Raw genomic sequence first — 25,339 nt, forward strand, 5'->3', positions numbered from 1 at the left:
CCGCGTCTTCTTGCGCTTGCCCGTGTGTTCCGCGTCCCCGAAGCTCAGCTGCATCGTCGTCATCCGTCGAACCTTGCGCTATTGTCGCCGAAGGATTTGTTCAGAGCATCCTTAGTAGGTAAGCCGCGTGCAGGTACTACGCTGCTCCGGCTCACAATGCACGGGACCGCATCGCTCAGTGATGCGGTCACCGACTCGGACTGATTGGTCCAGAGCGGCACTGTTCACCAGCCCGCAGCCATCCCCGCACTAGAGATTGTAGAAGCATGCATGACCTGTCCTCCTTTCCGATCACTCGGCGCTGGCCGGCATTTCACCCTGACCGCCTGCAGCTCTTCGCGGCACCAACGCCAAATGGTGTCAAAGTCGCCATCATGCTGGAGGAGATCGGCCTGGCGTATGAGCCGCACTTCATCGACATTTCGAAGAATGAGTCCAAAGACCCCGCTTTCCTATCGTTGAATCCGAACGGCCGTATCCCGGCAATCATTGATCCCCATGGGCCCGGCGACCAGCCGATAGGCATGTGGGAATCTGGTGCGATCCTTATCTATCTGGCGGACAAGACCGGCCAGCTCATTTCGAGTGCACCCGCCCAACGTTACGAAACTCTCAGCTGGGTGTTCTTCCAGATGTCGGCCGTCGGGCCGATGTTCGGTCAGCTCGGCTTTTTCCTGAGATGGGGCGGTAAGGACTATGAGGACAAGCGGCCTCGACAGCGTTATATCGATGAATCCAAGCGTATCCTGGAGATCCTTGACCGCCGACTGGAAGGCCGCGAATGGATCGTCGACAATTACTCGATCGCAGATATAGCCACCCTCGGTTGGGTAAACGCACTCAGTGAATCGTACGCCGCTGGCGACATCCTTGGCCTCAGCAATTATTCGAACATTCAAACATGGCTCGGACGCGGGTTGGCCCGACCTGCGGTGCAGCGTGGCCTACAGATTCCTGCGAGGCCGGTATGAGCATCATCGCTGCTTGCTATTACAACGAAGGTAAGCGAATTCGGGACGTCGCGATCGACGAGCGTGTCCAGCTGGGTAACAGTCGCTCAGACTTCTGCTGGATCGCCCTTCACGATCCCAGCGCGGAGGAACTTGACTCGATCCAAGCGACGTATCAGCTTCATCCACTGGCAATCGATAATGCAATGCACCCGCTATGCCCTCCCAAGCTCGAGGTCTACAACGACGAGCTATACATCGTCGCCCAGACCGCAGAACTAGTAGACGACCGAATCCGCTACGGCAAGATGGCCATTTTCACCGGCCACAACCATCTCATCACCGTACGGCACGGCAACGCCGGAGCGCTAGGCAACCTTCGGGAGCAACTCGAGGCTTCACCGGCGTTCCTGGGAAAGGGTGTCGATTACGTGCTGCACGCGATCTTGCACCGGATCGTGGATCAATATTTGCCCATCTTTGAAATGATCGAGGATGACGTTCTGGCGATGGAGCGGCGCTCGTTAGGGAGCTTTCTCGGACGAGATGATGTCGCCCGCATCTTCGGACTGAGAGGCGAACTTACGCGATTCCAGCGCACGCTCGGAGCCATGGCTGAATTGGTCAGAAAGCTCGTTCGTGGGCATTTTCCCTGCATCGGCCCCGAAGTGAGACCGTACTTCAACGATGTCGCCGACCACGTTGATCGCGTGCAGTCCATGGTCAATGGCCTCCTCCAAGTCCTGTCATCGGTCTTTGAGTTCAACAGTCTCCTCGAGGCGCAAAGGATAGGTGTGGTCACCCGCCAACTCGCGGGTTGGGCGGCAATACTGGCAGTGCCGGCGGCCATTGCTGGGATATACGGCATGAACTTTAAGAACTTGCCAGGACTGAATACAGCCTATGGAGTGTTCGTCGTGCTCGGGCTGATGGCGATATCTTGCATTTTTCTGTTCGTGCGGTTCAAGAAGTCTAAGTGGCTGTGAATACGGCGCCGAACATTATTTAGCCGTCATACGACGGGTCCCAAGCGCGCCCTATGCCAGAGCGTGTCCAATTCAATCCGGCAAAGGTGCAGCGTCATGACATCAGAGTTGACCGACGTTCTAGTAGCAGTGCAATCATTTGTCGCAAAGGGCTACGACCGTGAATATCGCGTTAAGGACAACAGTTTTGTCGATCTCGAACTGGGATCGACCCTTGACCCGTGCGCCGTGCGCGTCGACGCGGCATTGCGCCTGGAAAGCGGAGATGATGCTGAAGACGCCTCCAACATCTACGCGATTACCGATACAGCGACCGGGCATAAGGGTCTGTTGATCGACGCATTCGACGTGTTCGACGACATTTGCCACCATGACATTCCCGATCGGCTTGAAGTGCATCGAGAAATAGCGCAAGTGGATGATCAGGGTGTGCAGAGCAAGCACGGACTGCGTAAAGTCTTCAAGAACGACTTTGACCGCGATCCCGAGCGTTATGTTCTTCGGGAGGGATTTCCGGATTTCCCGCCATGTCCTTTCGGAGGAGTTTTCAGCATCCTTGGCTTCGATACCGCCGAGCAGTCTTATGTTTGGCTGGTCACGAGCATCCTCCGGGATTCCCGACTGATCAGGGCCCCATACCAGGGAGATGACGTCAGCAGCGATGAATAGCGGTGTCGGCGGGCCTGAGGTCCGCTCCCGAGGTGGTCATGGACTGAGTTGCCGTCCATTTTAATTATCGAAACAAAACGAGGTGACTATGGATTGGAATAAAGACCACATTCGCGAAACCATGCTTTCGCTGGAGACTTCAGCCTTGCATAGCGCTCGCGGCACTTATCTTGCTTATGTCTCCACTGCTCGGCTTGATCGAAGCGAACCGATCGAGAACGACGAGCACGCTCAGGCCGAAATCGCGAGCGACTTGGCTGAAGCGCTTGATGACACGCTCCATGACTATGACGATAAGCTCGAAAAGCTCGAGATGATCGATTTCGGCCCTAAGTCGGCAGTCAGCGAAGGCGCTGTCGTCAAGCTGTCCGGGCGCTACTTTGTGATTGCAGTGTCAACGAGCAAGTTCAGCTGTCGAGGGCGTGAGCTCATGGGCATTTCCACGATGGCGCCGATCTTCAAAGCGATCGAAGGTGCCCGAGCGGGGGATACCGTGACGTTCAACGGCAAGAACGTCACTGTAGAAGAAGTCTCATAGGGCGCTTTAACCTCATTTGCCGCGTGGTAGCGAGCGCTCTGCGTCTCTTCATACGCTCGTATCAGCATATCGAAAGATACCGCGATAATCAGCGTTGCTTTAACAGGGGTAGCCTTGGGCTCGATTGGGTGCCTCGGCTGCCTGCGTGCGATAGTCAGCATTGCCAGAACGGTGATCAACGCGGTCGCGCGCTGGATAGCCGTCTGCTCCGACGACAGTCATCGCAATTCCAAATATATGGGGTTCGGCGTGTGTCCCGATCCAGTTGAGCACAAAGGGGCGGTGTGTTGCATTGCAGCTGCCGGCCGGAAGATCGTGGTTTGCGACGGTGCGGAAATCTGACGGCTTTTACGGGCTAGCTTGTTTCGGATACTTTCGCGAGGTTTGATATTCTGCCGCGCTGATGAACTGGCCGAATGCCTCGCACCAGATGACCACGGCGTTGTAGTCGCGAACATCGATTCCGGCAGGCACCTCCACAATGAAGCCGTTGAACGTCTTAATGTCGCCCACACGGAGCGATTTTTCCTTGATTTGGAGAAAGGCTTCCTCCGAGACGACGAAACGTGGGGCAAGGTAGAGCTTGTAGTCTGGGCCAGGGGCGAGACGCCCAATGTGCGCGATGCGACTGCGCGATACCTGAAGTTCCCCTTCGCCCCAATGAAGCAGATCGCTGCCTTTTAGATCGCGCACCAGGCGTCCTGCGTAGAGTGTTTCTGCAGCGACATTCTGAAGTGCAGCTGTACCCGGTGATCGAGGCGCAGTTAGGATCGGCAGCGTATAGACCCCGACCGCAAAACCTACGGCAAGCGTCGTGAGGTGGGTGGCAGTCAGGATAATCCAACGCATTTGTTATGCCCGCGCCAGTTCCTTCAGGAGCCGCTCTGCATCGAGATGGAAATCCGATAGAACGATTCGGCCGCCAGCGTCGATAACAGTGAACCAAGGTGTTCCTCGTGTGCCGTAGTCTTCCATGAACGTGGGGAGCGTTGTGCCGGCTAGCGGAACGTCATGACCAAAAGCGACAGGAAGCTCATACTCAAGCTGGTTTAGTCGCAACTTATCGAACGTGTTCTCATGTGCTCCTTCGAAGACGGTCTGAATCACTGCGAAACCCACGCTTTTATTGCTCAATGCACGATGCAAGGTTAGTAGCGTCGGAAACCCATGCACATGGCAGCCACGGCACCAGTGCTGGAAGGCGAACAAAATCTTCATGCCCCCGCCGACATCTGTTAGTTTGAGTGGCGCTATGATTTCTCCGTCCTTTCCAATCCATTTCTGCACCCGTAACTCGGGGGCCTGTCTTTCGTCGACGCTCATCTAATCCTCCAATTCCTGTAGAGAAGCCAGGTAAATCATCTCGCCTCAAGATGGAGCGCGAAGGTCCGGCCTGATTTGCGACCTGTATCCGAGCGCCTTGATTAACGCTGCTGCTGATATCAGCAAGTCACCACCGCCCTCGACAATAAAGCGCGGTAGCTGGAACCGGCAAAGCGATGGTTTGGTAGGCACGGCTGTCATTACCAATCACGCGCGACCTGCACCGAAGGAAACCGCAATATTACCGCTCCGTCGACGGGTGGCCCCTTCAAAAGTTCCATCTCACCAGAAGCGGCGAGAAAGGTTACGTCGTGGCCATTGAATGGCGGGCCATCGCCTGCGATGGGCAGAGCGTAGTTGGCCGGTAGCTGGAAAGCGATTTTCATGAGTGCCTCCGCGCACGCATCTTGATCCTGTTGATAGGCGCCTCCGGAAATGCCGATTCCGCCGATTAACTTCCCGTCTTCTAGGAGAGGATAGCCGCCACCGACATCTACCATTCGGGACGAGAGATGTATCCAATACTTAGATCGATCGGATCGACAGATCTTCAAGTTGAATCGGTGCTCCAGCATTCGCGTGACGGACTATGAAGAGGCGCGCCTGGCGTGTCCAATAGCGTGACAGCATAATGTCCATACCTTGGTCGCGTTCAGAATTGACGGGCGATCCGCGCTCAGGTGCTGTCCTTGAATACTCGCGGGCGATCATGGCCGCGATTCCACCCCCGGGTTGAGCAAGCGACATCATTCGCTGATTCCGCTGAGGGGTATGCGCCTGCAGCGCCGGTGCAAAGCTATCAAAGCCATAGCGGGAGGGTATTGGGAAGTCATACTGACCTGACGTTATAGTCACATACAAATGACAGCCCGTAACGAGCAAGGCCGTTGCTGGTCCGGACTGAACACCCGCTTTTTTTCTTCACTAAATCGGTTCTTTCGGCGGTCGTATGTGAAAAGATGCTGCATATAAATTCTGAAGCGCATCCGATTCCGGTCAATCTGACAAGCAAGGGAGTTCGCCATGGTCACCAGAGGATTTAGCGGTCGCGGCTCGGGCGGAGATCAGAAAGATAGGATTCCACCAGGCCAGCATCTCGTGGAGGATTTCCCAGTGCTTTCGGCCGGGCCCACGCCGCGTGTGGAGCCCTCCGATTGGAAATTTACAGTCAAGGTTGGTCCGAAACCTTTCAAGGTTTGGAATTGGACTGAGTTTAATGCTCTACCGAAGACTAAGGTGACCAAAGACATTCACTGCGTCACCTCCTGGTCCAAGCTAGATACTGTCTGGGAGGGCGTACTGATCGAAGACATTCTGGCGGATGCAGGGCTTGATCGGCCCACCGACTTCGTCCTGGCGCACTGCTACGATGATTATTCAACAAACGTTCCCTTGGTGGATTTACTCTCAGGGAAAGCGATGGTCGCGCTTAGCTATGCGGGCAAGCCGCTTACCCGTGATCATGGGGGGCCCGCGCGTCTTCTTGTTCCGCACCTCTACTTCTGGAAGTCCGCCAAATGGGTGAAGGCGCTGCAATTTACAACCCGAGACGAACCCGGTTTTTGGGAGGGACACGGGTATCATATTTACGGCGACCCATGGCGCGAGCAGCGATACACCCATGACTGAAAGCGGCGCACAAATTGTGTCGTGGCAGTCGTGTGTGATCGACGAGATCGTCCAGCAGACCCCGAATATCAAGAGTTTCTTCTTTCGGCTGGCCAAGCCGTTCGGGCACATCGCAGGCCAGCACGTTGATGTCCGACTGACTGCGCCTGATGGCTACAGAGCGATGCGCAGTTACTCGATTGCGTCTTCGGCAAATTCGTCCGCGACCATCGAGCTCGCTATAGAGCGCCTGCCGGACGGCGAAGTTTCGCAGTTCTTTCATGACGCCGCGGCCGTCGGCGACGAAATCGAACTGCGGGGTCCGCTCGGCGGCCATTTTCTGTGGCCTGAACATGCTACGGATCCAGTTCTGTTGATCGGGGCAGGTTCCGGCCTCGTGCCGTTGATGGCAATGATTCGGCAGCGCCGCGCACTGGCCCAGACCGTGCCTACAGCGCTGCTTCTGTCCGCACGAACCGCTGAAGACGTTCTCTTTTCAGAAGAGCTGCATTCCATCGCACTCAGCGATCCGGCGTTCGCCCTGGCGCTAGCGATTACGCGCGAGAAGCCGATCCGCACATCGGACTATTCGCGGCGGATCGACGGCGCGATGGTTCAAGAAATCGTAGCCCGGTTTCCCCGAAAGCCCACGCAAGTATTCGTCTGCGGTTCGAACAGTTTCGTTAACGTTGCGACTGACGGCGCGCTGCTGGCCGGCCTAGACCCCTCTATTATCAAGACCGAGCGCTACGGTGGTTAGTAGCGCGTGCGGCTCTACGTTCCATCGATATAAGGAGTACGGGAATCGCCTGGAAAGGATCTCGCCCGGGGACAATCGTCACCCGTCGGTTCCGTCCTGGAAATCGGGCAAAGAACGGACTATAGAGTGCTGACAACTTGGAACTGATGGAACGCCTCGTCGACGCTCAACACACGCGTCAGCTTCTCGTGCGTCATAAGTGGATTTCGATCGATGCCTACTCCCCGCGCGACTTTGGACTTTATGGAGAACAACATGAAACGCTTTGCCGAACACGTCTTCATCGCCGCAGGACTTCGCACGCCTTTCGGCCGCGGTGGAGGACCATTGTCTGCCTACGATGCGGTCTCTCTGTCCGTGCCTGTTGTGAAGGCGATGGCGGCCCACGCAGAACCCGACCTCTTCGTCTGGGGAACCGTCATTCCGAACGTAGGCTGGAGCAACATCGCCCGCGAGACCTGGCTTGACGCCAAACTCAGTCCGACGGTGCCGGCGTACTCTGTGGTCTTGGCGTGCTCTACCAGTATGGCGGCGACCTTCGCTGCGGGCGGGATGTTGGGTGGGGGAACCAACCTGGCGATGGTCGGCGGGTCCGAAGTTATGAGCCGTCCTCCAATTGCGCTGACCGCCGATGCATCAAAGCGGCTCACCGACCTCTTTTCGCGAGACCCAGCGGCCGCACTTGCGGCTCTCCAGGCTCTTACCCCACGAGACTATTTGCTCCCCACAAAGGGCTGGGCTAACCGGATCACCGGCAGGACGATGGGGGACCATATGGAGGAGACCGCCAAGGCCTGGCAGGTTTCGCGCGAGGCGCAGGATGATTGGGCGCTCAAAAGCCACCAGCGGGCAGTAGCTGGCTGGGAGCGTGGCTTCTTTGATGATCTCGTGATCTCACTGCCCGAGCTGGCGCGTGATGCGAACCCGCGGGCCGACACGTCGCTCGAACGGCTTGCTGCACTCAAGCCCGTGTTTGATCGCGACAGTGGGAAGGGGAGCTTGACTGCCGGCAACAGCTCACCAATTACGGATGGTGCTGCCGGGTGTTGGGTCGCCACCAAGGCCGGTCTGGCTCGACTTCCGGGGGCTACCCCATACGCGCGTCTCATCGACTACGAGGTGTCGGCCGTCGATTTCCATACCGAGGGTCTGCTGATGGCGCCTTCCTATGGCATCCCGCGCCTGCTCGCGCGAAATAAACTCAGGTACTCCGACATCGCACTCTGGGAAATCCACGAAGCCTTCGCAGCACAGGTCTTGGCGAACGTCGCGGCCATTACCGATCAGGAGTGGGTCCGCGGAACAGCCGGGGTTCAAGCGGATATGGGCGACTTTGATTGGGACCGCGTCAATCCCAATGGGGGCTCGGTGGCCATTGGCCATCCGTTCGGTGCTACTGGCGCGCGTGACCTCAGCCAGGCCGTGAAGGAACTTTGGGCCATGCCAGTTGGGTCGCGGGCGATCGTCAGCATTTGCGCCGACGGCGGTCAAGGCACAGTCGCACTTCTCGAACGCGCGTAACTGGAGAGCTTCAGTTGAAGGACATCCGCTACCACGAGGCCGGCAAGGAGCCGCCCCTTCCCGTCGTCGTGCAGCCAGCGAGCTCTAGGGCCTGCGAACTGGGTGGGTGCGGTCCAGGCTATGCGGCCGCGAACCATTTTCTATTGATAAGTACGAGAGGATATTCCGAATGAAAAACATGAAAAGCAAGTTGAGCGCGCTGGCTATAGCGGTGTTTTCTACATTGTTTCTATCTACAGCGGCACAGGCAAGTCATCATTTCGAAAGCCGCTTAGCCAAGGAGCATCCGCAGTTCGATTTGACGGATCTGTACGTCTTCGATTCCGAGCGCAAAGGTTTTACGACCTTTGTGATGGACATCAATCCCCAGACAAAAAAGGACGGACAGGCGCAGTTCGGCGAGAATGGCGTCTACAGTCTTCATATCGCCGAAGATCGCGCCAGTTCAGAAAAAGGGATGACAATCACCGTTCACCTGAAAGGCGAAAAGCTTTTCTTTGGTTTGTCGAAAGAAGGTGCCAATCAGCCTGTCGGCGTGAAAGGAGTGGAATTTGGACAAGCGTCCGTTGGGGCCACCCAAACCTTCAGCAATGGAGTCCGCGTCTGGACGGGGCCGGCTCTTGATCCCTTTGTCGGGAATGGGGAAGGCCTAGACAAGTTCCTTGATGGCATTGGGACGGGCAAGCTGGAAATGGCGGCGTTTTCCAAGGGGGGAGACCTCTTCGAGAATCTTTACAGCAGCGTAATCGTGATTGAGGTTCCGAATGCGATGCTTCCCAAGGAAATCTTCGTTTACGCCTCCAGTGCATTCTACAACGTCGATAAATGGGAGCAGGTAAATCGCATCGCGAATCCTTTGATGACCCATCTGTTTTTGGCAAACAACCAGATGGAAGTTGCCGAACATGTCGGTCACCGGCCCGATATCGATCACAAGCAAAAATATGCCGTCGCCGGCTTGGTCTTGCGCGCGATCACGCTGGACCGTGACAGCACCGTGAGGGACAAGGTTGCCTATGCGGACAAGCTTGCGGCCGAACTTTTGCCTGATGTCATTCCGTATAAGCCGGGAACACCGGCCAGCTTCAACTTTAATGGTATCAACGGGCGCAAGCCAACCGATGACGCCATGGATGTGCAGCTGAGCCGGTTCCTTGGCCGGCCGGTCACTGACAACGCCAATAGCTTTACGCGCCAGCGCGCAGCCTTCCCGTATGTCGTCCCAATCAAGAAAGGGGCGAATTGAAGAGTACGGAGCGATCCGGGACCACATATATATGAGCTGGACGAACCTTCGCACCCAGGCTCTTCTTCGTGCCTTCGTAGGGCGAATTGGCATGATCCGCGTGCGCCGACATGGAAGCTCGCGCGTCGTCGTCCAGCTGTGCTCGGCTCGATATCGGCCGCGTGGCGCGATATATTCGCTCTCGTGAATGTGCTCGCCGTTCACGTACTCCACCGTAACATTTTCGGGCGTCTCGACGATCGAGAGACCGTTCGCGACGGCTGCACGGATCGGCAGAGCGGATCGGCTAGCGTCGTAAGTTCCGCCGAAAAAGCGAGCCGCGGTGAAATTGGGCGCACTAAGCAGGTCTTCATCGCGCAGCTCGGCGGAACGCGCGTCCTTGCCGTCTGTTGTCGCGATGTGACCGAAACCAACTCCTACGAGGACGGTAAGAAAGACGCGGCGACGCCGGCCGACGATCGAAAGACCCGTCTTTGGTCGAGCGCTTTGTCGCTGATGCAACGCCGAAGCTGGAGGAGGCGTTGGCGGACCCGACACTGATTCATGGCTCGCGAACCGAGCGGCTATTTGAAGCGACGGTGCTTAGCCTTGGTCACTTTCGATTGCTCAAGACCGAGGATGTGGGTCGGGTCCATGCCGCAGTCAGCTGCCGCGCGCCGGATTTCCGAATTGTGCTCGACGACGGCGAGCAGTGGCTCGTCGAGGTCAAGAACGTCCGAAGCCCGGAGCCGTTCAAGCAGAAAACGCAGATGTCGGCGGCGTATCTGGCCTCGCTCCAGACATATGCCGACATGGTTGGCGCGCCGTTGAAGTTGGCGATCTTCTGGTCGCTCTGGAATATCTGGACAGTCATTTCGCCGGAGCGCTTCCGCAGCCCGAACGGCGGCCTTCGCATTACGATGAAAGATGCGGTTCTCGCCAACGAGTCGGGAAGGCTCGGCGAGGTGATCATCATGACCAAGGCGCCGCTACGGGTTGTGCTCGGGGCGGCGACCGACATGCCGCATTCGCTGAGCCCAGAGGGGCTGACCAACTTCATCATCGGGTCGGCGAAACTCTATAGCGGCGAGGTCGAGCTGACTGATCTCAGGGATCGCAAGCTCGCGGAGGTGCTTCTGTTCTACGGTGAGTGGTCCGTCGAGGGGCCTCTCGCGATCACCGAGGGCGGCGAGTTCGCGGGTGTCGAGTTCGTCACCATGCCAGAGGAGCCGTCCGATCAAGGTTGGGACGGCATAGGCTGGGCTAGCCGCATTTTCAGCCGGTACTATGCCGCGCAGACCATTGATGGCGACCAGGTCATCCAGCTCCATGGAGAGGCGGCCCCGGAATGGTTCGCGCCGCTTTCGGATTGGGATTTCAAGAACAGCGGTTTGGCGGAGCCGGTTGATTGATCAAGGCGCTGGTTGGGCGGTTGCAATCGCTTTTCGGGTGACGTGAACAGCAGAGTGGGGGAGAGGTTGTCTTGAGGCGGATGCCGCACCTGATCGATTTCGAGACGCCATCTGACGAAGCGATCTGCCTCCACGAGGCTGGTGATGCCAGCGCTGCCCTGGTGGTTGGCCTTATTCGAACAGGCTATGGGTTTCTGACTTTACCTATGTCGCCACCTGGCAGGGTTTCGTCTACGTGGCCTTCGTGATCGACGTCTTCGCTCGTCGCATCGTTGGCTGGCGGGCGAGCCGGACGGCACATGCGAGCTTTGTCCGCGATGCCCTTGAGCAGGCACTTCATGATCGGCGTCCCGCTCATGGCGGCGACCTCGTGCATCACTCGGACAGGGGCGTTCAATACGTGTCCATTCGCTACTCCGAGAGGTTGGCAGAAGCTGGCATCGAGCCTTCTGTCGGAAGCGTCGGCGACAGTTACGACAACGCCCTCGCCGAAACGATCAACGGTCTCTACAAGGCCGAGGTCATCCGTCGGCGCGGGCCATGGAGAAACTTCGAAGCGGTCGAATTCGCCACTTTGGAATGGGTCGATTGGTTCAACCACCGACGCCTCCTGGAGCCCATCGGAAACATACCGCCAGCCGAAGGCGAAGAGCGGTACTACGCCATGCTGGACGAACCATCCATGGCCGCATAACTTAAACGAAATGGCCTCCGGCAAACCCGGCGCGGTTCAGTTTCCGGCAGCACCGCTATCGCGCTGCGTCGAGGGTTTTCCCGACTCATGGACAAGTTGGAGTCCGGGGACATTCTGATCGTGACCAAACTCGATCGGCTCGGCCGCGACGCCATTGATGTCAGCTCGACGGTGAAAGCACTGGCCGAAATCGGAGTGCGCGTTTACTGCCTTGCGCTTGGCGGGGCCGACCTCGCCAGCTCGGCCGGGACAATGACCATGAATGTCCTCAATGCCGTCGCCCAGTTCGAACGCGATCTTCTAATCGAACGGACACAGTCTGGCCTAACTAGGTCTGCTTGCATGCACATTGTTGCTTGCCCAGCTTGATGCCAGGCGAATTCTAGAGAAGCATGAACGTTGATCCCTGGAGCCCTCTCCGGCGCCGAGGCGCTTGGCAAGCAAAACTACCCCGCCCGGGCATCGAAACTATAGCTTGTGCGTATTGGGCGTGTCCGCTCGCGGCGGATACTCTGGCGGAGAGGTGTCTAATGCAACCTGCCCCCACCAATGGCAATCGCGCCGAGGCCATGGAGATGCTCTTCGATCCGGCGGAAACGAGTTCCCGCCTGCTCGAATTCTTCTTCCAGATCCGCGACCCGACAACGCTTGATCACCAAGGTAGCGACCATGGCTCAATTGCCATGCGGATGTGGAAGCGTCTGGCGTGTGCCCTTGCAATAAAGTGGAAACCAACGTGACGACGGTAAGCGATTTCTGGAAAGCCGAGTCCGAGCACCAGGATTATCTGGAGCGCATCCCACACGGCGATAACTGCCGCTTCCCGCGCCCGGACTGGGTTCATTTAGATAGGGGATGGTCTCAGCAATTTGGAAAGACACCACCATTGTCGCAAGCGACGAGACGGTCATCGTCGAAGGAAACCACTACTTCGCACCCTCCGCGGTTGACCAGAGCCTGCTCGAGGCAAGCACACGCACGTCTGTCTGTCCGATCAAAGGCACCGCGAAATACTTCAACATTCGCGTTGGTGGTACGCTCAACGCGAACGCGGCCTGGACCTACCCCGAGCCAAATCCGGTTGCGGAGGCCATCCGAGGTCACTTCGCTTTCCGGAAGGGAGTGCACGTTGCGTAGCGGCAGCCCGGATCAACCAGTCTCTGCGCCGTGCCATCGAGCAGAAGATGCACAGCATTGCCGAGGGGGCGATGCCGTCCATGAGCCGCAGGCCGGACGCACCCCGTATCCCGGCGTAACGGTCCAGGGCCACTCGATAGAGCGCCATCTGTGCAGCCAACCAGGCGTGAGGTGGGCTGGAGAACTGTCATGGGGCGCTCGGACGCGGCTATCAGCGAAGCCCCTCCCTGCCGACCTGCCCGCAACGTCCACGTCTTTGTAGAAAGCGGCAGATGATCCAGGCTGCTTGCGGCTTGGTTCCTATTTCCCCCAGAAGTATCCTCCAGCGAGTATGGTGCGTTGATGCTTTCAAGCCTCCTCAACCTGATCGAGATATTCGCTAAATCTGTCAGGTTCCATCTCGTCGCGCTGCGCGTCGTCGTCGTTGGTCAGGCGTATGCGTGCCGCGGGTCTGCTGGAAATCTCAGTGATCGCAGCAATCGCCGTAATCCTGGCCTTCTGGCTGGGTTACTCAACTAACCGAAGCGGCACCTGTGTCGTTGCAGCGGCACACGAAATTGTTCATCGCCGCCGCGCGCGACGAGTGATCGGACTGACTGTTGCCTCTCTGGCTGCGGGATTGGTCGCTGTACCGTTAGCTTGGTCGCCAGTGGGATCAGTATTGGAAGGGTCCACGGATCTTAGTATCACGCTAGTCATTGGGGGAGTCGCTTTCGGTCTGGGGGCGCTTATCAATGACGCATGCCTATTGGGGTCGTTGGGACGCCTAGGCAATGGGGAGTCAAGACTGCTGGCGCTGCCACTGGGACTGACTGCCGGATTTCTTGTGACATTCGGCCTGTATCAACCAAAACCTCAGTCATTTCCCAGCATCCTCAGCACGCCGAGCACTACTACGGCAGTCATCCTTGCCACTTTCTTGGTTGCGCTCGTTCTGCTCATCGCGTTCATTTTCAGAAACGCGATGAAAGAAGCCGGCACTCAAACGGCAATGATAAGCATGATAGTGCTCGGGATTACTGGTGGAGCGCTCTATGCGTTGATGCCGGCCTGGGCTTACGCGGATCTCATATTGGCCAGTCTTCCCCTTGGCTTGGACAGAACACGGGGTGCGGCAGTGACGACTGTTCTGGCGGCCGTTGCCGGTGCGGTCGTGTCTGCTCATCGAAAACGCACTTGGCGCCCGCGTGGTGCGTCGCCGCGACAGCTAGCTCAGACATTCGCTGGAGGGGCGTTGATGGGTGCCGGCACAGCGCTTATCCCTGGCGGCAATGACAGCCTCATCTTGGCAGCTATTCCCGCATTGTCTCTCAGCGGCATCGTTGCTTACGTGGTGATGTTTATCGTCATTGCAATCGGGCTGGCGACAACCCGGAACAAGGCCGCTCCGGTTGCGTCCTAGAGGTGACCGAACACGCGGCCGATCACCGACTAACGGAGGAATGACGTGGAGCATGCCGAGTTTGACGCAGCTTTCGAGAAGCTTGCGGAGGGATACAGCGAAGGCGCTTACGAAGGGCGGCGTTTCGGCGTGACCGTCCGGCGATCCGAGGACGGACGACGTAACAGCCTGTTTGCCAGGGAGTTGGCGGCGACGGACATTGTCAGCTTCAATCTTTATCGCGCAACATCAGGAAAAATATCGCTCAAGCCGTGCGAGATGTCTATCGCAAAGGTCGTCGCATTCGTGCTGAATTTCCGGCCTGACTCTTGCCTAGAGAAATAGGTCTGGGCCAGCCTCTCCTCCTGCCGCGCCCGTCCTAATGCTGCCCATATCGCTCGAGCTATCGAAACTATAGTCGTTGGGTATTGGACTTCATCTGGCGCTAAATCCATTCTCTATACGTCGCCATCGGTGGGAATCGGTGCTGGCTGCCGTGTAAGCCATAACGAGGAGGTCTAAGTGATGACAAAAATTAATGCTGCTTCCGTTCCGACACCTTCCGATCTTGACGAATCTGCCGCCATGAGCGTCTCTGATGCTCTGAAGATCATCCTGGCGAACAGCTATGCGATCTACCTGAAGACAAAAAATTTCCACTGGCACGTTTCCGGACCCTACTTTAGGGACTATCACCTGCTACTCGATGAGCAGGCCGCAGAGATCCTCGCCGTTACTGATGCGATCGCCGAGCGCGCTCGAAAAACGGGCAATACGACCATCCGATCGATCGGCGATATCGCGCGTCATCAGACCATCACGGACAACGATGCCGAGTTCGTAACGCCGCAGGACATGCTGAGCGAACTCCGCGCCGACAATCTCCACATGGTTGAGTCGTTTCGCCGCGCCAAATACGTCGCGGACGAGGCGAAAGATAATGCGACGTCCGGCCTGATCGATACCTGGACGGACGAGGCGGAGCGGCGTGCGTGGTTCCTCTTCGAGATCAGCCGCTAGGCCTGCGCCGGGCGGCGCGTCAGGAAATACGCCTATGCATGGGAGAAGAAGGTGGCCAAGATCGGCTTTGGAGGCGGGTGCCATTGGTGCACAGAAGGGGTGTTCCAAACCTTGCGCGGCGTCAGTCAAGTCGAACAAGGCTTTGTTCAATCGGACGAGCCGGCAGATACGTGGGCAGAAGGGGTAATAGTCACCTTCGATCTATCGGCGATTCAGTTGGCAACGCTTTCCGAGGTGCATCTCAGAACTCATTCCGCAACCAGGGCCCGCTCACCCCGCAGCAACTACCGCAGCGCGATCTATATCTTCGAGGACAGCCAGCGGCAAGAGGCTGAATTGGCGATAGCTCGATTTGCCGACGAGGCGGGCAAGGCGGTCCATACACTAGTCCTTCCTTTTAGAAGTTTCAGGGCGTCAGACGAGCGTTATCAGAACTACTATCGAACCGATCCGAGCAGGCCGTTCTGTCGCCGCTACATCGATCCCAAGCTGGAGCACATCCGAAGATATTTTTCGGAATTGGCGCTCCCCAGAAGCGCCCAGGCCGAATAGGCAATCGGGATCGTGATCGCTCGTAGTTCCAAACCGCTTCTCGATACATTCTGAAAGCTGTTGGACTTCGTATCTCAATTAGCACCACCGAGTCACCGCATAAGTAGCTGGCGTCGTTGAAAAGAAGAGCCATCGATCCACCAGCAGAGACAAATGACATGACAAAGAATGAGGTAATCGAAGTTGGCCGGGAAGTGATCGTGATGCTTCGGCTGAAGTTCAAACCTGGCGCTATCGCTCAAGTGCTTAATGAGATCGTTTCCGCCGCCATGCTAACGCGTAAAGAAGTAGGCAACATTGAGTTTCAGGTCTATCGCGCGAAGGATGACGTCGATCGCCTTGTTCTGTTTGAGCGTTGGGCAGACCAGGCGGCGTTAGATCATCATTGGCAGCAAGATTACACTAAAAGAGTACTGGTGCTTTTCGAAGAAAACCTCGTCCGGCCCCTATCCCAAGTCGAGGATGTCACACACCTCAGCGACGTATTGCAGGCCGTGCCGTAATTCGCCCCGACCAGACTATTCCCGAGCTTGACTATCGGGATCGGGATCGGGCACGCGGCGCGCCCAAAACGCGAGCGCGGGCCCCGGCGGCGGTCAGGTACGATCACCAAATCCGCAACATCAGCAGGAAATTCGTGAAAGCCACCCTGCACGCCCTGATCGCCCAAGGCATCGACGCCCTGCGTAACGCCGGCACTTTGCCGGCCAATACTGCTAGCCCGGATTTCGTGATCGAGCGGCCGAGAACGCGCGAGCACGGCGACTTTGCCAGCAACGCTGCGATGCTGCTGGCCAAGCCGGCGCGACGCGATCCGCGTGCGCTAGCCCAGGCATTGGTGGAGGCCATCCCGATGGGCGTGGACATCGCCAGGGTCGAGATTGCCGGCCCAGGCTTTATCAATTTTCACATGACCGCCGCTGCCTACCAACGAGCAGTCGTTGCCGCACTCGACCAGGGCGATGTATACGGAGGTAATGGCAGCGGTGGCGGCAAGACCGTCGGCGTGGAGTACGTATCGGCCAACCCGACTGGTCCACTGCACGTGGGTCATGGCCGCGCTGCCGCCATCGGTGACTGCCTCGCTCGCCTGTTGCAGGCCAATGGTTGGAACGTGCGGCGCGAGTACTACTACAACGATGCAGGCGTACAAATCGAGAACCTCGCCCTGTCGGTGCAGGCTCGTGTGAGCGGTCTGCTACCTGATGACGCTGGCTGGCCGGAGGCCGGCTATCGTGGCGAATACATCGCCGATGTCGCCCGCGCGTATGTGAACGGCGAGACGGTCGAGTCTGACGGCGGGTCGGTTTCCGGAACGGGCGATGCCGCTGACCTGGACTCCATACGCCGCTTCGCCGTAGCCTATTTGCGCCGGGAGCAGAACGAAGATCTCACTGCGTTCGGCATAGCGTTCGATACATACTTCCTGGAGAGCTCGCTCTACAACGATGGAAAGGTGGCAGAGACCGTCGAGCGTTTGACTGCGTCTGGGCACACCTACGAGGACGGCGGCGCGCTGTGGCTGAAGTCGACCGGGTTCGGCGACGACAAGGATCGGGTCATACGCAAGTCCGATGGCACCTTCACCTATTTCGTACCGGATGTGGCTTACCACCTGTCAAAGTGGCAGCGCGGTTACGAGCGCGCGATCACCGGACTGGGCGCCGACCACCACGGCTCGCTGGCGCGTGTGCACGCCGGGCTGCAGGCGCTGGATGTCGGCACTCCTCCCGGCTATCCGGAATACGTCCTGCATCAGATGGTCGCGGTGATGCGTGGCGGCGAGGAAGTGAAGCTATCCAAGCGCGCCGGCAGCTACCTGACCCTGCGTGATCTCATCGATGAGGCAGGGCGCGATGCAACGCGCTGGTTCCTGGTCGCGCGCAAGCCGGACTCGCAGCTGACTTTCGACATCGACCTTGCGCGCCAGCAGAGCAACGACAACCCGGTGCTCTACGTGCAGTACGCGCATGCACGCGTCGCCAGCTTGCAGCGACAATCCATCGAAAAGGGCTACAACTTCGATGAAGCAAATGGGCGCCTGCACGTGGGATTGCTGAGCGACGACAACTCGCTGCTCTTGATGGTCGAGCTTGCACGCTTGCCTGAGGTGGTGGCAAACGCTGGCCAGCTGTTGGAGCCGCACCTCATGGCGCAATACCTGCTCGAGTTGGCCCATGCTTTTCACAGGTGGTACCACGGCACCCCGGTACTGGTCGAGGACGCGGCACTGCGCGATGCACGACTGCTGCTTGCCGCTGCTGCGGCCCAGGCACTACGCAACGGGCTCAAACTTCTTGGGGTCAGCGCCCCTGACAAGATGTGAATGGAGCGCCTTTCACTTGAATCTTTGTTCGCGTTCGTTATGGCCTGCTTTGCCGTCACGTTCCTGTCTTAGCAGCGAGTAAGTTCCTACCAGGGCTTAGTAAGACTGGAAAGCCCCCAACTGGAGAACCACATGTCGAAACCAACCTTTTTTGTCACGCCAGGCTATGGCCCTGTCTTGCACGAGCTCTTGCATTATTCCCAAGCCCTACGCGTGGGGGATCGCGTGGAAATATCGGGTCAAGGAGGGTGGAACAACGATCTGGAAATACCTTCGTCATTAGAAATTGAGATCGCCCAGGCCTTTGAGAATGTCGAGCGCACGCTGGCAACTGCAGGGGCGAGCTGGAAGGATGTTGTGCATGTCAATTCCTATCATGTGGGAGGCTTTCCACCCATTGTCAATGAGACGATGGCCAGGCTCTATCGCCAATACATGCCAGATCACGCCCCCATCTGGACGCAGCTCGGTGTGGAAGCGTTGGGTTTGCCCACCATGCACATTGAAATCAGGGTGACAGCTATCGTTGCCTGAAGATGGAATAGAAGAACGAACGCCACGCCGAAGCCGCCATCGGAGATCTGATAGTTAACATTGGCGTAGGCTTCGGCAAGGATCGCGCTGCTGCCAATCCCTACCTTCGCGATGACGTCACGTTTGTATTGGCGCTCACCATTCTTCTGGTGCAGGAATTAGTTCGGAGCAATGTGGCTTTATCCGGCAAGATCTCACCGCCCAGCCACTAAGGCGGGCGACGGGTTATACAAGGCCGGATAGGTGCTTTTCAAAGCCGCCAGCTTTGGCGCATCGTAGTAGCGGATGTAGGCCGCATTGGGATTTAACGTCAGGTAGTCCTGGTGATAGCTTTCGGCCGGATAGAAGGGCTTGGCCGAAGATACTTCGGTGGCGATCGGCGCAGCGAAGGTCTTTGCCTTCTGCAACTGTGCGATGTAAGACTTGGTGGCGGAGAGCTGCGCAGGGGTCGTGGTGAAAACAGCAGAGCGATACTGGGTGCCGTGATCGGGGCCTTGGTAGTTCAGCTGGGTCGGGTCATGCACCACTGAGAAAAACACCTGCATCAATTTCCCATAACTTACTTGCGCGGGGTCATAGACCACCTGCACCGCTTCGGCATGGCCCGTGGTTCCGCTGCTGACCAATTCGTAATTGGCATCGGAGGCGTTTCCACCGGCGTAGCCAGAGACCGCGCGCTGTACGCCTTTTACATGCTGGAACACGCCTTGCACGCCCCAGAAGCAACCTCCCGCAAACACGACTGTTTCCAATTGACCTGAGGCTACTGCGCTTGATGACGCGGTCTCAATCGGTGCGGGAACCGCTGCGGCCCGAGCGGATGCGACGACGGAAGGTTTCTGTGCCATAGAGACTCCAGCTATCAGCAAGGCCGTGATGCCAAGGGCAACGGCGGCAGCGATGATCTTGTCTGTCGTGGAATTCATTTCATACTCCCAGAAAGCAGGTCATTCAACCGAAAGTGAAGGCGTGAGCACGAACGCCAGGATCTAGAAAAGCAGCAGACCACTCTTGAAGGAGGGCTGGTCCAACGAGGATCTTTCTAGCCTGTCAGGCCGGCGCGAAGATCATCGCCACACCATTCATGCAATAGCGCAATCCTGTGGGCTTAGGTCCATCGTCGAAGACATGACCCAAGTGCCCACCACACCGCCGGCAATGCACCTCGGTTCGCACCATGCCCAAGGTGGAGTCCGTATCCTCGCCGACCGCATTGTGCAGCGGGGCCCAGAAGCTCGGCCAGCCGGTGCCACTCTCGAACTTGGTAGTGGACGAGAACACGGGCAAGGCACAGCCCGCGCAGGCAAAGGCGCCTTTGCGGTGTTCCGAATTCAATGGACTGGAGTAGGGGCGTTCCGTTCCATCGCGCCTGAGAACCGCGTATTGGCTTGGGGAGAGGCGCTCCCGCCACTCTGCGTCGCTTCGCATGATCTCAAAACGCTTCCCACGAGTAGCAGCAGCAGCTGGAGCCTGCGGAGTACATGCGGCCAAGCCAAGCAGGGAGCCGGCGAGCACCAGGCCCCCGGTGCGGAGCAGTTCTCTACGGGACAGATTATTCATGCTTACCTCTACGGCCAGGTGGGCCAGGCGGATGCGTGCTACGGTCGTATGCGATCAATATGGGGGCAAAAAGATTCGGGTCCGCTAGGACATGAAGCGATTGTTCAGGAATAGCTGGGAGCCACCAAGCTGGATACTTAATCTGCGGCAGCAGCGCGGATGCAGTGGGTTCGACCGCAACTCATGAGATTCCACAGCGTGTTCAGTGAACAAATCCTTGGCTGCTGCGAGTGAGTGTCGAGCAGATCAACCAGGCGACTCAACCAGGCGACTAATTGCGGCGGCGCGCTCGTGCTTGTAGGGCTTTGGCGGTCGAACTCGTCTCGCGGCTTTCAGAGAAGGTCAGGCGAGGGCACCAAAGCCGGGGCGGGTTATGAGCGGAGTTGAGCCTTAACCCTTTAATGGGGACCCAGTGAGCTGGAGCTGTCCTGAGGGTGACAAGCGAGCAGCGAAGTAGCGGGGCTAAAATAGTCTGATGTCATCTAAGGTCCAGATACATGAATGCGGCGGAGCAAGCTCGCTTTTGCAGGCGTCGGATTGTTTCGTCTTGCCCTCCGGCACGCTTTATCTCGACGCAGCTGCTCAAGGTCCGCGCTTACACAGTGTGTTGATGGCTGGACAAGCAGGCCTTGAGGCCGGCGCTCAGCCCTGGAAGCTCACTTTCGCCCATTGGGAGGCGCAGATAGAGGGCTTGCGCGCATTAGCCGCCGATTTGTTGTTCGAGAGTGATGTTGAGGGCGTGGCCATGGTGCCCTCTGCGGCGTTTGGCATCTCCACCGCCGCGCGCAACTTGCCTTTGCAGCCAGGACAGGAGGTCTTGGTGCTCGAAGGTCAGTTCCCATCGAACTTGCTGCCCTGGCAGCAGCGCTGCACGGAGGTGGGTGCCAAAGTCATCGCAGCAAAACGAGAGCTGGAAGAAGACTGGACCGAGGCTGTGATGCGAGCTTGGGACAGGCGTACGCGCCTGAAGATAGTGTCGCTCCCACACACCCACTGGCTTGATGGGTCGGCGTTAAACATGGATCGGATCGCGCAAAGAGCACGTGAGAGCGGCACCTTTTTGGTGCTGGATCTCAGCCAAAGCTTGGGGGTTTTGCCTGCCGAGCTCGGTCGGTGGCAGCCGGATTTCGTTGTGTCCGTGGGCCATAAGTGGCTGCTGGGCCCGCATGGTCTGGCATGGCTATGGGCAGCGCCGCAGTGGCGCGATCAAGGCGTAGGCCTGGACCAGCACTGGCAAGCGCGCCAAGCAGGGGATCAATGGTACTTCCCGGCTACCCAGCCGCCTCCTTACCGCGCAGGTGCCCGGCGCTTTGACGCCGGTGGCGTAGCCGATCCCACGCGCTTGGCGATGGCAACTGCCGCGCTAGCTCAGCTAAGGCAATGGGGCTTAGCCAATATCACCAGAAGGCTCGACCAGCTCATCATCGAACTTGATCGCGCTTTGGATGCCCACGGTTTGGAGGGATGGAAAACTAACGGACATGGACCGCACTTCACAGGCCTTCGCGCGCCCGACGCGGCCCAATACTTCGCCGCTACGAATGCATTGGCGACTCACGGCGTCGTATACACTGGCCGCAGTGGACTGCTACGCATTGCTCCGCACTTGCATATTGGGGTCGCGGACATGGCGCGAACGGTACAGTTTATTGCCTCGGCCGTGCAACCGGGCTAAAACTCTTCTCCGCGGTTGTTTTCTGATTTCACACTCTCAGCGCAAAGTGGGCGATACCACTGGTCCCAGCTAGCCTCTTGCCCATGCCTCTTTCTAAGTCAAAATTCTCTTCTTCAGCGTGGCCTGACCTTCAAGCGCTTCTTGGTCGTTACCAGGTTGTGCGTGCGCGCAGCATCAAACTTGCTGCGTCACTCTCCCCGGAAGACGCCATGGTGCAAAGCATGGAGGACGCCAGTCCCGCCAAGTGGCACCTTGCGCACACCACGTGGTTTTTTGAGCGATTTGTTCTCGCCGCACGCGAGGGCTATCTCCCAGTCGATGCGCGATGGGACTTCGTATTCAACAGTTATTACCACAGCGTAGGCCCCATGCATGCGCGACCGCGCCGCGGACTGTTGTCGCGCCCTGCGTTGGCAGAGGTGCTGGGTTATCGCCACGAGATCGACGCGCGTATCGCTGCACGATTTGAAGCGGGCGACATTTCATCGGATTTGGCTCGGGTAGTGCTAATGGGCACACACCACGAACAACAACACCAAGAACTCTTGCTTACCGACATCAAGCACGCATTCTGGAGCAATCCCCTGCATCCGGCGTATCGCCAGGAGTTGACCACGCACCCCACTGCCGAAGCTTCACCGCTGCGATGGATCGCTTGTGATGAGGTCATTACCGAAATGGGGGCGGCGCCTTGGCCAGAAGCAAGGGAGTTCGCCTTTGACAATGAAGCGCCCCGTCATCGTGTGATAGTGCCTGCGCATGCCTTGGCCAGTCGCCCGGTGGACAATAGCGAGTATCTCGCGTTCATTGCCGATGGCGGCTATGAGCAGGTGGGGCTATGGATGAGCGAGGGTTGGGATCGGCTACAAGCGCAGGGGCACCGTCGTCCTCTTTATTGGCATCCCCAGGAAGAACTGGAATTCACCTTGGGAGGATGGTGCGAGCTGGACCCCCGCGCGCCGGTTTGCCATCTCGATTATTTTGAAGCCGACGCTTTCGCTCGCTGGGCAGGTGCCCGCCTTCCTACCGAAGCGGAGTGGGAGCAAGCCGCTGCAGGGTTGTCGGCGGAAGGCAACTTCCTCGAAAGCGATGCGCTGCATCCACAAGCCAGTCAGACGACGTCGAACACGGGATTTGAGCAGCTATTCGGTGACGTCTGGGAATGGACCTCGACGGCTTACACCCCGTACCCAGGATTTAAGACCTTGCCCGGCTCACTGGGCGAATACAACGGCAAGTTCATGAGTGGGCAATGGGTGCTGCGCGGCGGGAGCTGTGCCACCCCTGGCGATCATATTCGCGCCACCTACCGCAACTTTTTCCCACCCCCCACGCGCTGGCAATTTTCCGGCGTGCGTTTGGCCAAGGACATATGAACGCTGAGATGATATCGACCGACCTGCACCCGACTCCTAACGACATTATCGGCGATGTGCTCGCAGGCCTTGCGCAATCCCCTAAGCGCTTACCTTCCAAGTATTTTTACGACGCCCGCGGCTCCGAACTCTTCGAAAAAATCACTCGACAGCCGGAGTACTACCTCACCCGGGTTGAGCTTGCGCTGTTGCAAGCCAGTGCTCCAGAGATCTCCCATGCAGTGGGGCCGTACGCGCATGTCGTGGAATACGGTAGCGGCAGCGGAAGAAAGACGCGCCTTCTGCTTGATGCGCTGGAAGACCCGGTGGCCTACACGCCAATCGAAATCTCTGAGAGCGCCTTGCTGGCCAGCGTTGAGCGGCTGGATCGAGAGTTCGGCGATGTGGAAATGCTGCCTGTGTGCGCCGACTTCACTCAGCCTTTCGAAATACCGCAACCTGAGCGGAAGGCAAAGCAGACCTTGGTCTTTTTTCCAGGTTCCACGCTGGGCAATTTTACTGAAGACGAGTCTGTGGCTTTGCTTCGCGCGATGCGCCAGACCATGGGCGCCCGTGGGGGCGCCCTGATTGGCATCGACATGCAAAAGTCCAGCGTACTGCTGGAAGCGGCCTACAACGACAAAGCCGGGGTCACGGCAGCCTTCACCCTTAACTTGCTCACGCGCCTCAATCGTGAGATTGCAAGCGATTTTTCCCTTAAAGACTTCGAGCACCAAGCGCACTATTCCACTGAATGCGGCTCGATCCTCACCTTCCTAGTGAGCAAGCGCGCACAAACTGTGACGATCAGAGATCAGCGTTTTGAGTTTGCCGAACGGGAAAAGATGCAGGTTGAATATAGCCGCAAATACACCGATGCAGGGTTTGCAGCGCTCGCTGGAAAGGCCGGTCTCAAGGTGGTGCGTGGCTGGAAGGATCCACAAGACTGGTTTGGCATAAAGCTGCTCCAGCCCGTATGAATCCGTAGCAGGGGCCGTGGCGCTGGCCTGAAAGCTCGGTCGCCCAGGCTCTCGTTCCAGCTCCAATATTCCCGGCGTTTTGATCTTGCCAAACGCTGGGTCCGCGGTCTTGGCACTTTGAGTCTGCTATGCGGGCGCACCTAGCGCTGTTTAGGCGCGCCTCTTTCGAGGGCAAAACCCGCGAAAACGGGCCTATGCGGCTTTGCCGACGCGCATACTGCCTGCCTCAACCCAACCAAGAGGCAACGCACATGAAACAAGCCATCTGGAACGACACCATCTTGGCAAGCAGCGACGACACCGTCGTGGTCGAGAACAACCACTACTTCCCACCCGCCTCACTGGCGCACGAACACTTCCGCGAATCCAGCCACACCACCGTATGCCCATGGAAAGGCACTGCGCATTACTACGACGTGTTGGTGGGCGATGCGGTCAATGCCAATGCGGCCTGGTACTACCCCGAGCCGAAGGACGCCGCCAAGCAGATTCGCGGACATGTTGCGTTCTGGAAAGGTGTGCAGGTTGCCTAGGGCCTGTTAACGCTATTGGGATAGGCCACGCCACATCTGGGCGCGTGCGGGGCAAGGAAGAGTGAGGAGATGTATGTCGATACCATGATCGAACGATGACGCCGCCCTGCTTTGGCCGAACCTGCCGCGTGCCGGCCTTCCTTGGCCGGACTTGGCTTGCCGTCGCCGCTACACCCTCTATGCCATCGCGAGCCGCAGACGCCTCTGCAAACGCCGCGAGGCCGCGGGGCCAAAGCGGTGAACACGTACACCCAGAGCCTCGAGCGCTCCTTGCGCGCGATAGGTGTTGCAGTGCTCTAGTCCCGCAACGCTCTTGTAGAATGGCGTCATCGGCAACCAGCGGCCGTCGACCTTGGCGAACCAACGGATTCGCCGGTCGTAGCGCCAGCGGTCGGTATAGAACTTTGCTGCGCGACGCAAGTTCTTCTTGATTTCAAGGTTCATTTCAGCGGACTCAAATCGTAGGCAAGTCGCCTACCTCAACTCTTTAGGAAGGTCTGATCAAAGCGCCCTGAAGCTTGGATTTCAGCGTCGAGCGCTCGATCGACCTCGATTTGATCAAAATTGCGCCATTTCTGGCGGCTTTCGACGGGTTTCCCC

The 25,339-nt window shown here is 58.0% G+C and carries 29 protein-coding genes and 3 pseudogenes; 25 read left to right on the forward strand and 7 right to left on the reverse strand.

The features are described 5' to 3' along the window. The 5 genes from ACVOLS_RS18395 to ACVOLS_RS18415 form a co-directional block, all read left to right on the forward strand. Positions 1-204: hypothetical protein (locus ACVOLS_RS18395; RefSeq protein ID WP_481546844.1), on the forward strand; the 204-nt coding region annotated here is incomplete at its 5' end. 62 nt (positions 205-266) lie between these two features. Continuing rightward, positions 267-971: a glutathione S-transferase N-terminal domain-containing protein gene (locus tag ACVOLS_RS18400; protein ID WP_180872679.1), complete on the forward strand. Its 705-nt coding sequence runs from the start codon at positions 267-269 to the stop codon at positions 969-971. Then, on the forward strand, positions 968-1,936 hold the full coding sequence (locus tag ACVOLS_RS18405; protein ID WP_180872678.1) for a magnesium and cobalt transport protein CorA: 969 nt from the start codon (positions 968-970) through the stop codon (positions 1,934-1,936). Before ACVOLS_RS18400 ends, ACVOLS_RS18405 begins: the two co-directional genes overlap by 4 nt. A 96-nt stretch (positions 1,937-2,032) precedes the next feature. Then, positions 2,033-2,605 carry a hypothetical protein gene (locus ACVOLS_RS18410; RefSeq protein ID WP_180872677.1) on the forward strand — a complete coding sequence of 191 codons (573 nt, stop codon included), beginning with the start codon at positions 2,033-2,035 and terminating at the stop codon, positions 2,603-2,605. Positions 2,606-2,693: 88 nt separating this feature from the next. Continuing rightward, the gene (locus ACVOLS_RS18415) at positions 2,694-3,143 is read left to right on the forward strand and encodes a hypothetical protein (protein ID WP_180872676.1); all 450 of its coding nucleotides are present in this window, start codon (positions 2,694-2,696) and stop codon (positions 3,141-3,143) included. A 348-nt stretch (positions 3,144-3,491) separates the two neighbouring features. On the opposite strand, the gene ACVOLS_RS18420 is transcribed toward ACVOLS_RS18415, so the two are convergent. The 4 genes and pseudogenes from ACVOLS_RS18420 to ACVOLS_RS18435 all read right to left on the reverse strand — a co-directional run. Continuing rightward, the gene (locus ACVOLS_RS18420) at positions 3,492-3,992 is read right to left on the reverse strand and encodes a DM13 domain-containing protein (RefSeq protein ID WP_180872675.1); all 501 of its coding nucleotides are present in this window, start codon (positions 3,990-3,992) and stop codon (positions 3,492-3,494) included. Positions 3,993-3,995: 3 nt separating this feature from the next. After that, the gene (locus ACVOLS_RS18425; RefSeq protein ID WP_180872674.1) at positions 3,996-4,466 is read right to left on the reverse strand and encodes a TlpA family protein disulfide reductase; all 471 of its coding nucleotides are present in this window, start codon (positions 4,464-4,466) and stop codon (positions 3,996-3,998) included. A gap of 200 nt (positions 4,467-4,666) precedes the next feature. Beyond that, positions 4,667-4,852 (reverse strand): DUF1330 domain-containing protein, encoded by a 186-nt coding sequence (locus ACVOLS_RS18430; RefSeq protein ID WP_180872684.1) that lies wholly within the window; start codon positions 4,850-4,852, stop codon positions 4,667-4,669. A 12-nt stretch (positions 4,853-4,864) separates the two neighbouring features. Further along, positions 4,865-5,041 (reverse strand): annotated as a pseudogene (locus ACVOLS_RS18435) (heme-binding protein); the annotation flags it as partial. A 448-nt stretch (positions 5,042-5,489) separates the two neighbouring features. Here ACVOLS_RS18435 and ACVOLS_RS18440 point away from each other — a divergent pair. The 16 genes and pseudogenes from ACVOLS_RS18440 to ACVOLS_RS18515 all read left to right on the forward strand — a co-directional run bounded on the left by ACVOLS_RS18440 (position 5,490) and on the right by ACVOLS_RS18515 (position 18,636). Next, entirely contained in the window at positions 5,490-6,095 is a 606-nt protein-coding gene (locus ACVOLS_RS18440; protein WP_180872673.1) for a sulfite oxidase-like oxidoreductase, read from the forward strand. A 34-nt stretch (positions 6,096-6,129) separates the two neighbouring features. After that, positions 6,130-6,834, forward strand: a complete 705-nt coding sequence (locus ACVOLS_RS18445; RefSeq protein ID WP_481515824.1) for a ferredoxin reductase — start codon at positions 6,130-6,132, stop codon at positions 6,832-6,834. Positions 6,835-7,089: 255 nt separating this feature from the next. Next, the gene (locus ACVOLS_RS18450; protein WP_180872671.1) at positions 7,090-8,355 is read left to right on the forward strand and encodes a thiolase family protein; all 1,266 of its coding nucleotides are present in this window, start codon (positions 7,090-7,092) and stop codon (positions 8,353-8,355) included. Between the two features lie 169 nt (positions 8,356-8,524). Continuing rightward, positions 8,525-9,601, forward strand: coding sequence for a DUF4331 family protein (locus tag ACVOLS_RS18455; protein ID WP_180872670.1), 1,077 nt, complete (start codon positions 8,525-8,527; stop codon positions 9,599-9,601). A gap of 473 nt (positions 9,602-10,074) precedes the next feature. Continuing rightward, on the forward strand, positions 10,075-10,992 hold the full coding sequence (locus ACVOLS_RS18460; RefSeq protein ID WP_481546845.1) for a hypothetical protein: 918 nt from the start codon (positions 10,075-10,077) through the stop codon (positions 10,990-10,992). A gap of 175 nt (positions 10,993-11,167) precedes the next feature. Beyond that, positions 11,168-11,686 (forward strand): annotated as a pseudogene (locus ACVOLS_RS18465) (IS3 family transposase); the annotation flags it as partial. Between the two features lie 51 nt (positions 11,687-11,737). Further along, positions 11,738-12,055, forward strand: a pseudogene (locus ACVOLS_RS18470) (recombinase family protein); the annotation flags it as partial. A 161-nt stretch (positions 12,056-12,216) separates the two neighbouring features. Further along, a complete protein-coding gene (locus tag ACVOLS_RS18475; protein WP_258011406.1) occupies positions 12,217-12,426 on the forward strand; it encodes a peptide-methionine (S)-S-oxide reductase in 210 nt (69 codons plus the stop codon). 115 nt (positions 12,427-12,541) lie between these two features. Next, on the forward strand, positions 12,542-12,823 hold the full coding sequence (locus ACVOLS_RS18480; protein WP_180872669.1) for a DUF427 domain-containing protein: 282 nt from the start codon (positions 12,542-12,544) through the stop codon (positions 12,821-12,823). 436 nt (positions 12,824-13,259) lie between these two features. Continuing rightward, entirely contained in the window at positions 13,260-14,225 is a 966-nt protein-coding gene (locus tag ACVOLS_RS18485) for a YeeE/YedE family protein (protein WP_258011405.1), read from the forward strand. A gap of 45 nt (positions 14,226-14,270) precedes the next feature. Then, a complete protein-coding gene (locus tag ACVOLS_RS18490; RefSeq protein WP_180872667.1) occupies positions 14,271-14,549 on the forward strand; it encodes a hypothetical protein in 279 nt (92 codons plus the stop codon). Positions 14,550-14,729: 180 nt separating this feature from the next. Continuing rightward, a complete protein-coding gene (locus tag ACVOLS_RS18495) occupies positions 14,730-15,224 on the forward strand; it encodes a Dps family protein (protein WP_219627551.1) in 495 nt (164 codons plus the stop codon). Positions 15,225-15,275: 51 nt separating this feature from the next. Beyond that, positions 15,276-15,776 (forward strand): peptide-methionine (S)-S-oxide reductase, encoded by a 501-nt coding sequence (locus tag ACVOLS_RS18500; protein ID WP_180872666.1) that lies wholly within the window; start codon positions 15,276-15,278, stop codon positions 15,774-15,776. A gap of 158 nt (positions 15,777-15,934) precedes the next feature. Next, complete coding sequence (locus ACVOLS_RS18505) at positions 15,935-16,279, forward strand: putative quinol monooxygenase (RefSeq protein ID WP_180872665.1); 345 nt, start codon at positions 15,935-15,937, stop codon at positions 16,277-16,279. A 134-nt stretch (positions 16,280-16,413) separates the two neighbouring features. Next, positions 16,414-18,102: an arginine--tRNA ligase gene (argS, locus tag ACVOLS_RS18510; protein WP_180872664.1), complete on the forward strand. Its 1,689-nt coding sequence runs from the start codon at positions 16,414-16,416 to the stop codon at positions 18,100-18,102. 132 nt (positions 18,103-18,234) lie between these two features. Continuing rightward, positions 18,235-18,636 carry a RidA family protein gene (locus ACVOLS_RS18515; protein ID WP_481515823.1) on the forward strand — a complete coding sequence of 134 codons (402 nt, stop codon included), beginning with the start codon at positions 18,235-18,237 and terminating at the stop codon, positions 18,634-18,636. 194 nt (positions 18,637-18,830) lie between these two features. Here the strand turns inward: ACVOLS_RS18515 and msrA are convergent, their stop codons facing one another. Beyond that, positions 18,831-19,562, reverse strand: a complete 732-nt coding sequence (msrA, locus tag ACVOLS_RS18520) for a peptide-methionine (S)-S-oxide reductase MsrA (protein WP_180872663.1) — start codon at positions 19,560-19,562, stop codon at positions 18,831-18,833. Positions 19,563-19,686: 124 nt separating this feature from the next. Then, a complete protein-coding gene (msrB, locus tag ACVOLS_RS18525) occupies positions 19,687-20,196 on the reverse strand; it encodes a peptide-methionine (R)-S-oxide reductase MsrB (protein ID WP_481546846.1) in 510 nt (169 codons plus the stop codon). Positions 20,197-20,671: 475 nt separating this feature from the next. Between msrB and ACVOLS_RS18530 the strand changes: the two genes are divergently transcribed. The 4 genes from ACVOLS_RS18530 (at position 20,672) to ACVOLS_RS18545 (ending at position 24,739) form a co-directional block, all read left to right on the forward strand. Further along, positions 20,672-21,871 carry an aminotransferase class V-fold PLP-dependent enzyme gene (locus tag ACVOLS_RS18530; RefSeq protein WP_180872661.1) on the forward strand — a complete coding sequence of 400 codons (1,200 nt, stop codon included), beginning with the start codon at positions 20,672-20,674 and terminating at the stop codon, positions 21,869-21,871. Between the two features lie 83 nt (positions 21,872-21,954). Further along, a complete protein-coding gene (gene egtB / locus ACVOLS_RS18535; RefSeq protein ID WP_481515822.1) occupies positions 21,955-23,247 on the forward strand; it encodes an ergothioneine biosynthesis protein EgtB in 1,293 nt (430 codons plus the stop codon). Then, positions 23,244-24,206 carry an L-histidine N(alpha)-methyltransferase gene (egtD, locus tag ACVOLS_RS18540; protein WP_481515821.1) on the forward strand — a complete coding sequence of 321 codons (963 nt, stop codon included), beginning with the start codon at positions 23,244-23,246 and terminating at the stop codon, positions 24,204-24,206. The genes egtB and egtD overlap by 4 nt, the downstream gene beginning before the upstream one ends. A 251-nt stretch (positions 24,207-24,457) precedes the next feature. Then, entirely contained in the window at positions 24,458-24,739 is a 282-nt protein-coding gene (locus ACVOLS_RS18545; RefSeq protein WP_481515820.1) for a DUF427 domain-containing protein, read from the forward strand. A gap of 177 nt (positions 24,740-24,916) precedes the next feature. Here the strand turns inward: ACVOLS_RS18545 and ACVOLS_RS18550 are convergent, their stop codons facing one another. Then, on the reverse strand, positions 24,917-25,183 hold the full coding sequence (locus ACVOLS_RS18550) for a hypothetical protein (protein WP_481515819.1): 267 nt from the start codon (positions 25,181-25,183) through the stop codon (positions 24,917-24,919). Between the last annotated feature and the right edge of the window lie 156 nt (positions 25,184-25,339).

Source organism: Stenotrophomonas sp. STEN038, from assembly GCF_056759895.1.